General features: G+C 45.8%; 13 protein-coding genes and 1 riboswitch. Of the genes, 11 read left to right on the top strand and 2 right to left on the bottom strand.

Annotation, left to right across the window (positions count from 1 at the left end):
- Positions 1-15: 15 nt before the first annotated feature.
- Entirely contained in the window at positions 16-996 is a 981-nt protein-coding gene (locus tag AC5EF3_RS00160) for an aldo/keto reductase (RefSeq protein ID WP_493546568.1), read from the bottom strand.
- Positions 997-1253: 257 nt separating this feature from the next.
- Between AC5EF3_RS00160 and cobT the strand changes: the two genes are divergently transcribed.
- The 11 genes from cobT (at position 1254) to cobD (ending at position 12578) form a co-directional block, all read left to right on the top strand.
- Entirely contained in the window at positions 1254-2411 is a 1158-nt protein-coding gene (gene cobT, locus AC5EF3_RS00155) for a nicotinate-nucleotide--dimethylbenzimidazole phosphoribosyltransferase (RefSeq protein ID WP_493546567.1), read from the top strand.
- Positions 2408-3178: an adenosylcobinamide-GDP ribazoletransferase gene (gene cobS / locus AC5EF3_RS00150; RefSeq protein ID WP_493546566.1), complete on the top strand. Its 771-nt coding sequence runs from the start codon at positions 2408-2410 to the stop codon at positions 3176-3178. The genes cobT and cobS overlap by 4 nt, the downstream gene beginning before the upstream one ends.
- Positions 3169-3687, top strand: a complete 519-nt coding sequence (cobC, locus tag AC5EF3_RS00145) for an alpha-ribazole phosphatase family protein (RefSeq protein WP_493546565.1) — start codon at positions 3169-3171, stop codon at positions 3685-3687. Before cobS ends, cobC begins: the two co-directional genes overlap by 10 nt.
- Positions 3688-3709: 22 nt before the next feature.
- Entirely contained in the window at positions 3710-4312 is a 603-nt protein-coding gene (cobO, locus tag AC5EF3_RS00140; protein ID WP_015827985.1) for a cob(I)yrinic acid a,c-diamide adenosyltransferase, read from the top strand.
- 42 nt (positions 4313-4354) lie between these two features.
- A riboswitch (cobalamin riboswitch) is annotated at positions 4355-4541 on the top strand.
- Between the two features lie 153 nt (positions 4542-4694).
- A complete protein-coding gene (locus tag AC5EF3_RS00135; protein ID WP_493546564.1) occupies positions 4695-6545 on the top strand; it encodes a TonB-dependent receptor plug domain-containing protein in 1851 nt (616 codons plus the stop codon).
- A gap of 4 nt (positions 6546-6549) precedes the next feature.
- The gene (locus AC5EF3_RS00130) at positions 6550-7416 is read left to right on the top strand and encodes an ABC transporter substrate-binding protein (protein WP_493546563.1); all 867 of its coding nucleotides are present in this window, start codon (positions 6550-6552) and stop codon (positions 7414-7416) included.
- Between the two features lie 4 nt (positions 7417-7420).
- The gene (locus AC5EF3_RS00125) at positions 7421-8398 is read left to right on the top strand and encodes a FecCD family ABC transporter permease (protein ID WP_493546562.1); all 978 of its coding nucleotides are present in this window, start codon (positions 7421-7423) and stop codon (positions 8396-8398) included.
- Positions 8391-9152: an ABC transporter ATP-binding protein gene (locus AC5EF3_RS00120; protein WP_493546561.1), complete on the top strand. Its 762-nt coding sequence runs from the start codon at positions 8391-8393 to the stop codon at positions 9150-9152. Before AC5EF3_RS00125 ends, AC5EF3_RS00120 begins: the two co-directional genes overlap by 8 nt.
- Positions 9149-10636: a cobyric acid synthase gene (locus AC5EF3_RS00115; protein ID WP_493546560.1), complete on the top strand. Its 1488-nt coding sequence runs from the start codon at positions 9149-9151 to the stop codon at positions 10634-10636. The genes AC5EF3_RS00120 and AC5EF3_RS00115 overlap by 4 nt, the downstream gene beginning before the upstream one ends.
- Entirely contained in the window at positions 10633-11583 is a 951-nt protein-coding gene (gene cbiB / locus AC5EF3_RS00110) for an adenosylcobinamide-phosphate synthase CbiB (protein WP_493546559.1), read from the top strand. Before AC5EF3_RS00115 ends, cbiB begins: the two co-directional genes overlap by 4 nt.
- Positions 11580-12578, top strand: a complete 999-nt coding sequence (cobD, locus tag AC5EF3_RS00105; protein WP_493546558.1) for a threonine-phosphate decarboxylase CobD — start codon at positions 11580-11582, stop codon at positions 12576-12578. Before cbiB ends, cobD begins: the two co-directional genes overlap by 4 nt.
- On the opposite strand, the gene cobU is transcribed toward cobD, so the two are convergent.
- Positions 12562-13074: a bifunctional adenosylcobinamide kinase/adenosylcobinamide-phosphate guanylyltransferase gene (gene cobU / locus AC5EF3_RS00100; protein WP_493546557.1), complete on the bottom strand. Its 513-nt coding sequence runs from the start codon at positions 13072-13074 to the stop codon at positions 12562-12564. The two genes, cobD and cobU, sit on opposite strands and share 17 nt — an antisense overlap.
- Positions 13075-13124 lie beyond the last annotated feature (50 nt).

The following is a 13124-nucleotide window of genomic DNA, read 5'->3' as shown; positions in this document are numbered from 1 at the left end:
CATTCCTAAAAATTTTTAGATCGAAGAACGAATGTGCTCACGTACGTTTTCAATGTAAAACGTCTTTAAGCGTTCATTTAACTCTTCCCCGAGAGCAGGCAGTTCAGACACACGTGCATTACGTTCAACTTGCTCAGGTCTAGAACATCCAGCTATAATCGTGGTCACCGCATCTTGGTCCAGAATCCATCTCAAACTCATATCAGCCAAACTCATCCCTTCAGGAACAAACTGCTTCAATTCATTTGCAAGTGTAACAGCCTTACTAAATTCAATTCCTGAAAAGGTCTCTCCAACCGAGAAAAACTGCCCATCTTTATTGAAATTACGGTGATCAGTTTCGGCAAATTCATGGTCGGCTGAATATTTTCCCGACAACACACCACTAGCAAGCGGAAGACGGACGATAATACCTACATTCGAAGCTTTTGCTTTTGGCAGAAGCGATTCTATTGCGTCCTGACGAAACAGATTGAATATGATCTGGAGGCTGGCAAGAGCTTCCTGTTCCAAACATATTTCTGCTTCCTCGATTGTTTCAACACTCGCCCCCCAATTATCAAACAATCCCTCAGATTGGAGAATATTCATGTCTTCAAATATCTGACCATCTTCAAGAACTGGCTTGGGAACACAATGAAGTTGGACTAAATCAAAAGCTTCTCCACCAACACGTGCGATAGAACCTTCAATGTTTTTCCTCAAAGCATCCAAATTATACTTGTCAGGATACAACCCGCCATCTCGTCCCACTTTTGTGGTAATAAACGGTTTTGTTGATTGCGATTGCAAATGTTTGCCAATCAGTCCTTCACTCCGCCCAGCTCCATAAACATCAGCTGTATCTAAAAAAGTGATGTTTTCTTTTGTTGCAGCCTCTAGCACTTGTAAACTTTGTGCGTCCTCAATAGGACCAAATTCACCCCCTAATTGCCAGCAACCTAATCCGATTTCTGAGACACGTTTTCCGGTTTTTCCTAGTATTCTTGAACGCATAAGTTTCTCTTCTCTTTAACTCAAATCCATCGGTTTGAGATACCCCATCAAAATGTTTAGCGCTATCATTTTCTCAATTCAAAACTATTTTGGTCTTTGTTCCAGCCATATAAATCAGAATATGGAATTGCATTTTACCCATTTAAGGGCCGCAAACCAAAAGCTAAAAAGTAGCTATATGTGTTATAAAATAAGCCATATTATAACTTTCACCAGTGCATTCCAAATCAGAATTCACATGCTGAATGAAGTACTCAATGACTTCCAATATAGAGGAGTATGCGCCGAAAGTATTCAAAACGAAAGTGTTGACAGTTTTCATTTCTATAAGGCAACACCAACTTGAATTGATCACAACTGACCACTCCTCTTGCCTAGACGATGGTAACAACATGCCCAAATCTCAATCAGATGACCTCAGTTTTAACGCTCTGATTAATTTGAAAATAGACAATAAAACCAAACCAGTAAACTCACTTGGACGTATTGAATCCCTCGCAAAGCAGATTGCTGATATTCAGGAAAATCTGAGTCCGGTTATGGATACATGCCGATTAACTATCTTTGCTGCTGATCACGGAATGGCGGCCGCAGGCGTGTCGGCCTTCCCTCAAATTGTCACGCAACAAATGGTATTAAACTTCTTAAATGGCGGAGCAGCAGCAAATGTTTTTGCCCGCTCTGCACAAGTGGATTTGCAGGTTGTCGATGCTGGAGTTGCCGGAGAAGCTATTGAACATCCCAACCTAATCTCTCGCCGGATAGCGCCGGGAACCCATAATGCAATAATTGTTTCGGCAATGACTGAAGCGCAATTATCCAACGCAATTGAACATGGCAAAGAAATTGGTGAAGCTGGCGATTGGGATGCTGTTTGTTATGGAGAAATGGGAATTGGCAACACATCATCAGCAACGTTATTGGCCCATAAGACGCTTGGTCTATCACTTGATATCCTAACTGGTCGCGGGACAGGTTTGGATGATGATGGTCTTGCAAAAAAACGTAATCTGCTAGAGCAAGCATCCAACAGGACACCTCAAGCCTTGTCACCAAAACAAGCGCTTATGGAATATGGTGGTTTTGAAATTGCCATGATGACAGGGGCTATGCTCGGTGCCGCTTCAACAAACAAACTCATCATCGTTGATGGTTTTATTGCGAGCGCTGCTGCACTCATGGCGATAAAGTTAGATGCTACAGTTCAGAAAAACATGGTGTTTGCTCATCTATCTGATGAATTAGGACATGCAGCCATGCTCAAGGCCATGCGGGCTTCCCCTATCCTCGACCTAAAACTGCGTCTTGGCGAAGGAACAGGTGCCCTCTTGGCTTGGCCAATAATAAAAGCTGCCGCTGCTATGCTCAATGAGATGGCCAGTTTCGAGAGTGCAAATGTGAGCGAAGGAACATGATCTCATTCCTCCGTAATGAAATATCGGTTTTTCTCATTGCTGTTCAATTCCTGACGCGCATTCCGTTACCTAGAAATATTGGGTTCACCCAAGAACGTCTCGCTTCATCGCCAAGATATTTCCCACTCGTGGGCTTAGCAATCGGCTCGATTGGAGCTATTGCATATTTCCTATCATCTCACCTATTCCCGCCAGTCATCGCGATTGTCATTTCAACGATTATCACTTGTTTATTGACCGGCGGATTTCATGAAGACGGTTTAGCTGACACTTTTGATGGTATTGGCGGCGGGCATACCAAAGAGCGCGCGCTCGAAATAATGAAGGATAGCCGCATTGGCACATATGGCGGCCTAGCGCTCGGCTTAATGCTCGCCTTGAAAATCATGGCCTTATCAGCACTGCCACATCTAACAATCATCATAGCTATTATTGCAGCACATGGATTATCCCGCCTCTCCAGCGTGATGGTAATCGCCACAAGTTCATACGTTCGTGATCATGGAACTGGCAAACACACATCTGACGGCATCCATATAGCGGGGCTAATTTTTGCCCTTCTCACTGGAACTTTTGGTCTCTCACTTCTCGTTCTCTTTCTCCCGCTAGCATCTGCTTTATCAGCCCTTGTCGGTTGCTTGGCTGGGCACATTCTAATGCGAGCATTTTTCGAAAAGAAACTCAGTGGTTACACAGGGGACACTTTAGGTGCTGTTCAACAGACCAGTGAAGTCGGCATATATCTGGCACTCCTCTCATGCCTATAACGCTCATCCGTCATACCCAACCAGATATCAAAAAAGGCATTTGTTATGGACGCAGCAACATTGATGTCGCCTCCAACTTCAAAGAGATGGCTGACGCAGTCGCAGATCAATTGCAGCCCCAATTCAAATTGATTTCAAGCAATCTAATACGCTGCCAAAAGCTCGCCCATCACATTGGCAATATCTTCAATACTGACGTCACAATTGATGACCGTTTTCAGGAAATGGATTTTGGCAATTGGGAAAACACACCTTGGTCTGAAATTTCGCGTACGGAAATTGATGCTTGGGCAAATGATTTTCTTCATGCACGCCCACATGGCGGCGAAAGCGTTTATCAACTACGCAACCGTATCAGAACTGCACTTGCTGACTACACCTCATCCCCAGAACCGATAGTCATCATCACTCATGCCGGCGTTATAAAAGCAGCCCTTTCCACGGGTGACACTGCCGAACACTTCCAATCAAATATTGGGTTCGGAGAGATCATTGCTTTTGAGCCTTAATCAAAAATCAGGAAACAAAAAAATGACTGACAATGACAATCACAAGAAACAAATGAAAGCGCTCCAGACAGAGCAAAACAAAAAAATATCAGAAGCTCAGGATCCCGGTCGCGGACTAATTCTAGTTCACACAGGTGATGGCAAGGGCAAATCCAGTTCGGCATTTGGTGTAATCGCACGTGCACTAGGATGGGGACATAAAGTCGGCGTTGTTCAATTCATAAAAGGTAAGTGGGTGACAGGTGAACGCCAGTTTTTTGCAAAATTCCCTGATCAATTAGATTGGCATACTATGGGCGATGGCTTCACTTGGAATACCCAAGACAAGGAGCGTGACATAGAAGCAGCACAAGCTGCTTTTGCGCGAGCAATCGAAATGATGCAAAGCGATAAATATGAGCTTATTGTGCTGGATGAAATCAATATTGCGCTTCGCTATGAATATTTGAACATTGAAAATGTCATTGATGGGCTTAAGTCGCGCTCGAATAAAACCAGCGTCATTTTAACTGGACGGGATGCCAAACCAGACTTGTGTGAATACGCAGATCTCGTCAGCGAAATGCGAGAGATTAAGCATCCATTCAAGGCGGGAATTAAAGCTCAGCGAGGAATTGATTTTTAAACCACTCTCAAAAAACGGAATTGACACCTATTCGCACTTGCAGCATACCAGCCGTTAGATGGTGCTTCTCAAAAGAAGCTAAGAGGGAAGCTGGTGTAAATCCAGCACTATACCCGTAACTGTTAGCTAGGAGCTAATGGCCAATATGTCACTGAGGTCCAAACCTTGGGAAGACGGTCAGAAGCGTTGATTAGTAAGTCAGGAAACCTGCCGTCGCGTCGTTCGTCCGAAACCCGGGAAAAGGTTTATAGGGCGGAAGAGCACGCCTCTTCTCTGTAACGATAATGAATTGCTTGGCCGCCTGCACCCTACAAGGTGGGGCCAGATACATATCGTTATATAAAGCGCAGCAACAGGCGGCGGTGTGCTTTTGGATTTAGTTATGAATTATAAAACCGCCCTCCTTAGTGCCGTTGCTCTGTCTTGCTCGACGACAGCTTTTGCAGAAGAAAACGCAGCTGAGACGGATAAAAAGCTCGATACAATTGTCGTAAACAGCTCCCGCATTGGTCAAACCTTGACTGAAATTGGAACAAGCGTTGATATCATCACATCCGCTGATATCGAAGAATTAGGGTTTAGATTTGCACTCGATGCAATAGCCAACTCTCCTTCTGTCACAGTTAATCAAAATGGTAGCTTTGGCGGAAATGCTAGCGTGCGTATTCGCGGCGCAAGCTCGGGTCAAACACTTGTTTTGATAGACGGTGTCCCTGTTGGAGACGTCAGCACAACGGATGGAAGTTTCAACTTTGCCAACATAGATAATTCTAATATTGACCGAATCGAAATCCTAAAAGGTGCGCAATCAACACTCTGGGGGTCAGATGCTATCGGCGGCGTCATCGCCATTACAACAAAAACACCAGATGACGGCTTTGGCGGCGATGCATTTGCCGAAATTGGTTCTTTCAGTACAAAACGCGGCGGCGCTGCAATTGAATATGGCAGTGACAAAGGCGATTTCCGCTTGTCAGCCTCGACAATTGATACGGATGGTATTTCCAAAGCAGATCAAGCCAATGGCAATGATGAAAGAGACGGCTTTAACAGTAACAATATCACAGCCAAAGGCGGTCTAAACTTTGGTTCCAACGCACGTCTTTCCGCCACTGTGAATTACACGGATTCCGAGTCCGAATATGATGGGTATGCATTTGGTGCTCAAGGTAATGTCGCAGATGGCGGACAACTTGGTCTCTCAGAAGTCTTGTCAGGAAATGTCGCTCTCTCACTACCCTTGTTTTCTGATCGCTTGGAAAATGATTTTCTTATTGGATATTCAGAGACAGACCGCCAAAACCTAACGAATGGCATTGAATCCTTTAAAGCCAATGGTGATCGCCTTATCGGACGCTATCAAGGTGTCTTAACGATAAACGACCTTAACAAAGTTGCATTCGGACTGGAACACGAAGAAGGTAATTTCGACAGCGGTTCTACATTTGGCTCCGATGACGGAAACCAAACGAGTGACAGCCTATTTGCAATGTACGAATTGCAACCTGTTGATGCCCTAACATTCACAGCAGGTGTTCGTGTAGATGACCACAGCGAATATGGCACCCAAACAACGGGCCGCCTCGCTGCCGCTTTCAATCCAACAGACCTTCTCACCCTTCGCGCAAGTTGGGGACTAGGTTTCAAAGCTCCAACACTATACCAATTGTTTAGCGCATATGGTGACCCTGATTTAGTGCCTGAAGAGTCAGAAGGCTATGACATTGGTGTAGACCTGCGCACACCAGATCAAAAAGGCCTGTTCAGCCTGACATTCTTTGATCAAGAAATAACCAACCAAATCGACTATTCCTATGCTAATTATCGCTATGACAATATTGCAAAAGTAAACTCTCAAGGCGTTGAATTTGCTGGAAGCTATGATTTGCTGAACTGGTTATCTGTAGACGTGAATTATGCGTATATTGATGCAGAGGATGACGCTGGACAACTTGTTCGTATTCCCGAACATTCAGGAGATGTCAGCTTGGCATTTCGCCCAGACGGCCCATTCGCAAGCTCAATTCTACTTCGCTATAATGGATCTGAAGAAGATGCCAATGGCACAGTTGATGAATGGACACGCGTTGACTTGAACGCCAGTTATGATGTCTCTGAAAACGTGCAATTATATACACGCATCGAGAACCTATTTGATGAAGAATATCAACAAATTCTTGGATATGGGACACCCGGACTATCGGGTTCATTTGGGCTAAGGTTAAACTACTAAATCCATGATAAGGCTGGCAATCATATTTGGTTTATTGGTGCTGTGTGCGTGTACTCCACAGGAGACACAAACACCGCCGCCAACAAAGCCAATGCGCATTGTCAGCCTTGATTATTGCGCCGATCAATATGTTCTAAAATTTGTTGATCGGTCGCGTATTCTCGGTGTTTCACCAGACGCCGCAAAACAATTTTCCTATATGAGAGACGCCGCTATAGGCGTTCCAACCATACGTTCACTTGCTGAAGATGTGATCATTCAAAAACCTGACCTCGTCGTCAGGTCCTATGGCGGCGGCCCTAACGCTGCAGCTTTTTTTAAACAGGCAGGTATCCCCGTTTTAAATGTCGGATGGGCAAGTGATATCGAAGGCGTAAAAAGCGTCATTGCTCAAATGGCACAAGGCTTAGGCGAAGCTGAAAAAGGTCAGCAAGTCATTGATGAAATGACCGCCCGTTTAGCAGCAATTCCTGCCCCAACCAAACTCCTTACAGCTCTATATATGACACCATCAGGCGTCACGACCGGATCAGGGTCACTTGTCCATGAAATGCTGCTTGCTGCTGGCCTCACTAATTTTCAGACTAAAGCCGGTTGGAGAACTCTTCCGCTTGAACGCCTCGCATATGAACAGCCAGATATCATCGCCGCCGCCTTTTTTGAGAGCAAAACAAATCATAAAGATGCATGGAGCGCGATGCGAAATCCTATTGCCCGCAAACAAATGAAGAATACGCCAACCGTTTCAATCGAAGGGTCTTGGACTTCATGCGGTGCATGGTTTCTAGTCGACGCTATAGAAGCAATTGCCAGTTTGCGCATTAAACAAGAAGGCCGCGATACCAGTGTCCAGTATGACAATGCTAAGTAAGACAATGCTAATTCCAGTACTTATCGTACTCTCTATTCTCAGTGTTATTGCCGCCTGTTTATTAGGGTCAACGGCGATGGGAATAGACCGTGTCTTAGCTGCTCTCATAGGACAAGGAAGCACAGGCGACACGCTCGTAATCTGGCAAATACGCTTGCCGCGCGCGCTTGCTGCCTACACAGTCGGCATGGCTTTGGGCATGAGCGGAGCCGCACTACAGGGGCTATTGAGAAACCCACTCGCTGAACCCGGCGTTTTGGGTGTATCCGCCACCGCATCTCTGGCTGCAACTTTCACCATATATTACGGGTTATCGGTTTTAAGCCCGCTCTTATTGCCCATTTCAGCAATATTAGGCGCATTAGCAGCCACAAGCATTTTGGCGCTTGCCGCAACGCGCTCGCAATCGGTTGTCACACTCATCCTGATTGGTGTCGGAATTTCGAGTTTTTCAGGCGCCGCCATGAGCTTCATGCTGAACATGGCCCCCAATCCTTTTTCAATTGCCGACATGATAAACTGGATGCTTGGCTCTGTTGCTAATCGCAGTTTTGATGACCTCGCCTTATCTCTACCCTTCATGCTTATCGGGATGCTCATTCTACTCCTCAAACGACGTGGATTATCTGCCCTCACGCTTGGAGACGAAGCCGCCAGCGGACTGGGGTTAAATTTGAAACATCAACGCATATACACCGTGCTCGGCGCAGGGTTGGCAACGGGTGCCGCAGTATCCATTGCTGGCGCTATCGGCTTTGTCGGTATTGTCGCGCCGCACATTATTCGTCCCTTTGTCAATTATGATCCGGCGCGATCCCTCATTCCTTCTGCCCTTTTGGCTGGATTATTCTTAACAATTGCCGATATCCTTATCCGCATACTCCCCACCCATAATGAATTGAAGCTTGGTGTCGTTGCGGCCCTTATTGGTGCACCTGCCTTCATCTGGATCGCGACGCAAAGGCAGGCTGAAAATGGCTAAGCTACAAGTTTCAAATCTGTGCGTTCAAGCAGGCTCGACTTGCCTTGTGCAAGACGCTTCATTTTCGCTAGAGCGTGGAGAGTTAATTGCCCTATTGGGTCCAAATGGAGCAGGTAAAAGCAGCCTTTTGCGCGCATGTTTAGGGCTAAGAAAAGCATCTTCTGGCAGCTCCACGATAGATGGACAAGATCTGACGCGTTTACCGCCGATCGAACGTGCAAAACACATTGCCTACCTTCCCCAAATGACACCCCTTGCATGGCCAAACACAGTCAAAGACGTAATCGCCTTAGGCCGTTTTTCTCATGGTGCAAACCTAAGCAAACTTACAGGGAAAGATGCAGACGCAGTCTCTTCAGCTATAATAAAGAGCGATATAGAGCATCTCACACAACGCAGAATGGACACATTATCTGGCGGTGAATTGGCGCGCGTGCATTGTGCCCGTGTATTTGCGTCTGAAACACCATTGCTCATCGCGGATGAACCAGTCGCCGCACTTGACCCACGCCATCAATTTCGGGTCATGGACCTGATTAAAAACTATGTCGATCAAGACAATGGCGCCCTTATCGTGTTGCATGACATTGCACTTGCCGCCAAATATGCCACGCGCTTGATCTGGATGAAGGACACTAAAATTATTGCCGATGGTCCCCCTTCCCAAACATTGACTGAGCAACGCCTGATGGATGTTTATGGCGTCCGTTCCAAAATCAACGGGTCCGACATTCAAATTCTTGGTGCAACATGACGTGTCGTGCAATTATGCTCCAGGGCACTGGTTCTGATGTTGGCAAATCCAGCATTGTCGCTGGTCTTTGTAGACTAGCAAAACATCGCGGAATTTCTGTAGCGCCTTTTAAGCCTCAAAACATGTCCAACAATGCTGCCGCTTGTCCATCTGGTGGAGAAATTGGACGCGCCCAAGCCCTACAGGCTCAAGCCGCTGGATTAGACCTACACACAGATTTCAATCCCGTCTTGCTCAAACCCCAATCAGATCGCACAGCACAAGTGATTGTCCACGGTCATCCCATAAACACATTCGAAGCAGCAGATTACATGAATTCTCGTGATAATTTGATGGGCGCAGTCATGGAAAGTTTTGACCGTCTCACTGCTAAACATGATCTTATTATTGTCGAAGGTGCTGGCAGCCCGGCAGAGATTAATCTACGCGCGCGCGATATTGCCAATATGGGTTTTGCTCGCAAAGCTGGTATCCCTGTCAGCCTCATTGGAGACATCGACAAAGGCGGCGTGATCGCCAGCTTAGTTGGCACAAAGAATGTCATCTCTCCAACAGATGCGGAAATGATCACCAGCTTTATCATCAATAAATTTCGCGGTGATCCCGCATTATTTGATGATGGAATATCAGCTATAGAAAAAATGACAGGATGGCCCTGCTTCGGCGTCATTCCTTGGCTACCAACTTTATCTCGCCTCCCGGCAGAAGATGCGGTTTCCCTCATTCAGCCTTCTAAAACACCATCAGACAAACTCCGCATAGCAGCCCCCATGTTATCGCGTATGGCCAATTTTGATGATGCTGATCCTTTGCGCCTTGATCCCAATATAGATTTTCAATGGGTCGCTCCGGGCAAAAATATACCGCGCAATGTCGATGTCATCATGCTATTTGGAACCAAATCCACTATTTCCGATATGGAATTCATTCTCGAGCAAGGATGGGATATTGATATTCTCGCACATGCTCGCGCTGGCGGACATATATTCGGCATTTGTGGTGGCTATCAAATTTTGGGACAATCCATTTCGGATTTGAATGGATATGAAGGACCAAAGAAAAAAATAAATGGTCTCGGTTTACTCAATATCGACACACACATGTATAACACCAAAACGGTTTCTCCTGTGTCCGCCTATTGTGCATCAACGGATATTCAAACCTCAGGCTACAGAATCCATGCCGGTCGCTCCTTCGGTGCAGACTGCAACCGTCCTCTGCTTAAAATAGATGGAAGCAATGAAGGCGCTACAAGCTCCAACAACCTCACATCTGGGTGTTATGTGCATGGGCTATTTGCATCAGATGAATATCGTCAAACATGGATTGAGCGCTGGGGTCAGCCAACAGACCATGCCTATAATTACAATCAGACAGTTGAAGACACGCTCGACCAATTGGCGTCAGATTTGGATACTGTCTTGGATGTTGATGCCCTGTTTGCGAGTGCAAAACCTGTAGGTTGGTCACCAAATCAGCAATGACCGCAATAAACATTGTTCTGCTAGCTTGGGCAATTGAAGCCCTCTTTGGTTGGCCCGATTGGCTATATCAAAAAATCAAACACCCTGTTGTGTGGATTGGCGCTTGTATTTCCAAATTTGACCGGATGTGGAACCGATCAAATGTCTCTCATCAAGCACGCTATATGGCGGGAGCAACCACATCTATTATAGTCATCACTTCAACAACCGGACTAGCATGTATGATATCTTTTCTATTATCATACATCCCATTTGGTTGGAGCATTGAAGCTGTCTTAATCTCCAGCTTAATCGCGTCCCGCAGCCTCTATACGCATATCCACAAAGTGCTGCTTCCGCTAAAAAATGACGACATTCCAGCGGCACGAATTGCAGTGAGTCAAATTGTTGGACGAGAGACCTCTCAACTAAATGCATCAGAAATTTCTCGAGCAAGCTTAGAAAGCCTTGCCGAAAACACATCAGATGGAGTGGTTGCACCACTTTTCTGGGCAGTATTGTTTGGCCTACCCGGTATCGCTGCATATAAAGCGATAAACACGCTCGACTCCATGATCGGGCATAAGAGTGAAAAATATCACGCATTTGGTGGTTTCGCTGCTCGACTGGATGATATCGTCAATCTATTGCCCGCAAGAATTACCGGCCTTGTTTTCGCACTTACAAGCTTGAAGTTCCAAGCATTGAAAATAATGCTTCAAGATGCATCCAAACATCGCTCACCCAATGCAGGTTGGCCAGAAGCAGCCATGGCCGGCGCACTCAATATCAATTTGTCCGGCCCCCGCATTTACAACAATAAACAAGTCGTTGAACCCGTATTAAATGCTGAGGGTCACTCCCCATCTCCAGATGACATTCAGCAAGGTCTGATACTTTATATAAAATCCATGCTGGTGATAGCGACCATTTTAGCAGCAATTCACTTTTGGAGCTTGTGGCAATGAATGAAGATTTCCTTCATGGCGGCGCATTGGATACCATCGCACAGCGCTATCCTGATGCGCCCATGCCGTGGATTGATTTATCAACCGGCATCAATCCTTGGTCATGGCCTGTTGAAAAATGCCAACCAGTCTCACTCGCGCATTTGCCAACAAAGTCGGAATATCAAAATTGCGTGCAGGCATTGTCATCTTACCTCAACGCTCCATCTCAGCACATTCTATTAGCACCCGGCAGTGAATTATTGATCCGATTGCTACCAACGATACTCAATCCACAAAAAGTCGTCATTCATTCACCAATGTATGGCGACCACATCAACACTTGGACAACAGCCAAGTGTGAAATTATCGAGACTAAATCACCACTCACATACGCTGATAGCGCTGATTGCATCGTCATTTGCAACCCAAATAATCCCGATGGACACGCTTACAGCCGCGAAGAATTAGAAGAAGCGCTAAACAAATTATCAGCTCACAATGGATATCTCATTATTGATGAAGCTTATGCAGATTTATATCCAGACCTAAGCCTAGCAGATTGTGCAGGCCGTAGAGGTCTCATTATCCTACGCTCTATTGGCAAGTTTTTCGGCCTAGCAGGGCTGCGTTTAGGGGCAATATTGGCAGAGCCGGAAATACTCAAAGCCATGCAAGCAAGGCTAGGTGTATGGAGCGTCTCCACACAAGCACTACACATAGGCACAGCAGCTTATCGGGATTTCAAATGGCATGAAGAAACACGTTCTCGTCTAAAATCCGAGATACAAAAACTAGATCAAATTCTCAACTCAAATTCCATCACCCAAATCACCGGCACATATTTATATCGCTTCATAAACATTGATAATGCGCATAAAGCTTGGGACATATTGATTTCAAAAGGAATTTACACAAGGCGATTTGATTGGACCAACAATCATCTTCGCATTGGATTGCCCACAAATGCGGATGCATCCAATCGCTTGGCGCAGGCTCTTAGCCTTTTAAGGTAAGCGGCAAGCCCGCCGCCACAAACTCAACCTTATCAGCACAAGCGGCAATAGTTTGGTTTAATCGCCCCTGTGCATCGCGAAACTCTCGCCCAAGAGGGGTTTCAGGAACTAGTCCCATACCAACCTCGTTGGAGACTAAAACAATCGTTCCATGCACTTGCGATAAAGCTTCCAGAAGTTTTTGAGTTTCCATTTCAATATCACGTTTATCCAACATGATATTGCTCAGCCATAAGGTCAGACAGTCCACTAAAATAGCAAGATGTCCACCCTGCTCACATCTCAGTATAATCTGAGCAAGCTCAATTGGTTCCTCAAATGTCACCCAAGATGTATCTCGGTCTAATTTATGATGTGAAATGCGTTGCGTCATCTCCTCATCAAACGCTTGTGCCGTCGCGATATAACAACGTTTATCCGACACTGATTCTACAATTTGTTGCGCCCGACGGCTTTTACCTGATCGCGCACCACCAAGTATGAAAACAACACTCATTTTGTATTCCGCCAGAACCGAGATGACCTAATAATAGCTTAGCTTCTCAG

The organism is Hirschia sp. (assembly GCF_058892565.1).
This window is presented reverse-complemented; position numbering and strand designations above follow the sequence as displayed.

Coding starts and splice junctions, on each gene's coding strand:
- AC5EF3_RS00160 (WP_493546568.1), bottom strand. CDS start 996: ATGCGTTCAAGAATACTAGGAAAAACCGGAAAACGTGTCTCAGAAATC.
- cobT (WP_493546567.1), top strand. CDS start 1,254: ATGACTTCCAATATAGAGGAGTATGCGCCGAAAGTATTCAAAACGAAA.
- cobS (WP_493546566.1), top strand. CDS start 2,408: ATGATCTCATTCCTCCGTAATGAAATATCGGTTTTTCTCATTGCTGTT.
- cobC (WP_493546565.1), top strand. CDS start 3,169: ATGCCTATAACGCTCATCCGTCATACCCAACCAGATATCAAAAAAGGC.
- cobO (WP_015827985.1), top strand. CDS start 3,710: ATGACTGACAATGACAATCACAAGAAACAAATGAAAGCGCTCCAGACA.
- AC5EF3_RS00135 (WP_493546564.1), top strand. CDS start 4,695: ATGAATTATAAAACCGCCCTCCTTAGTGCCGTTGCTCTGTCTTGCTCG.
- AC5EF3_RS00130 (WP_493546563.1), top strand. CDS start 6,550: ATGATAAGGCTGGCAATCATATTTGGTTTATTGGTGCTGTGTGCGTGT.
- AC5EF3_RS00125 (WP_493546562.1), top strand. CDS start 7,421: ATGCTAATTCCAGTACTTATCGTACTCTCTATTCTCAGTGTTATTGCC.
- AC5EF3_RS00120 (WP_493546561.1), top strand. CDS start 8,391: ATGGCTAAGCTACAAGTTTCAAATCTGTGCGTTCAAGCAGGCTCGACT.
- AC5EF3_RS00115 (WP_493546560.1), top strand. CDS start 9,149: ATGACGTGTCGTGCAATTATGCTCCAGGGCACTGGTTCTGATGTTGGC.
- cbiB (WP_493546559.1), top strand. CDS start 10,633: ATGACCGCAATAAACATTGTTCTGCTAGCTTGGGCAATTGAAGCCCTC.
- cobD (WP_493546558.1), top strand. CDS start 11,580: ATGAATGAAGATTTCCTTCATGGCGGCGCATTGGATACCATCGCACAG.
- cobU (WP_493546557.1), bottom strand. CDS start 13,074: ATGAGTGTTGTTTTCATACTTGGTGGTGCGCGATCAGGTAAAAGCCGT.